A 779-nucleotide genomic window follows, 5' to 3' on the forward strand; every position below is an offset into this window, starting at 1 on the left:
GCCAGCAGGCAGGCGATGGTCATCGGACCGACGCCGCCCGGCACCGGGGTGATCGCCCCCGCCACCTCGGCGCAGCTGTCGTAGTCGCAGTCGCCCACGAGCCGGGTCTTGCCCTCGCCCTTCTCGGGCGCGTCGATGCGGTTGATGCCCACGTCGATCACCGTGGCGCCCGGCTTGATCCAGTCGCCCGGCACCATCTGCGGACGGCCCACCGCCGCCACCACGATGTCGGCCCGGCGCACCACCTCGGCGAGGTTCTTCGTCCGGGAATGCGCGATGGTCACGGTGCAGCTCTCGCCCAGCAGCAGCTGCGCCATCGGCTTGCCGACGATGTTCGAGCGCCCGATCACCACCGCGTCGAGCCCGGAAAGCGAGCCGAGCTGGTCGCGCAGCATCATCAGGCAGCCGAGCGGCGTGCAGGGCACCATGCTCTTCTGGCCGGTGCCCAGGAGGCCCACGTTCGAGATGTGGAACCCGTCCACGTCCTTGGCGGGCGAGATCGCGTTGATCACCGCGTCCGCGTTCATGTGGTCCGGCAGCGGCAGCTGCACGAGGATGCCATGCACCGCCGGATCGGCGTTCAGCCGCTCCACCAGCGCCAGCAGGTCGGCCTCGGAGGTCTCGGCGGGCAGCTTGTACTCGAAGCTCTGCATCCCGGTCTCGAGGGTCTGCCTGCCCTTGTTGCGGACATAGACCTGGCTCGCCGGGTCCTCGCCCACGAGCACCACCGCCAGACCCGGCGTGATGCCGTGGTCCGCCTTCAGCCGCGCCACATGCGC

Annotated in this window: 1 protein-coding gene; it reads right to left on the reverse strand. The window is 70.2% G+C overall.

Features of this window, described 5'->3' with window-relative positions:
- A partial coding sequence (locus HC022_RS27980) for a bifunctional methylenetetrahydrofolate dehydrogenase/methenyltetrahydrofolate cyclohydrolase (RefSeq protein ID WP_167454540.1) occupies positions 1-779 on the reverse strand: 779 nt, incomplete at both ends.

This window comes from Salipiger sp. HF18 (assembly GCF_011806505.1).
In the GTDB taxonomy this organism is placed as follows: Bacteria; Pseudomonadota; Alphaproteobacteria; order Rhodobacterales; family Rhodobacteraceae; genus Salipiger; species Salipiger thiooxidans.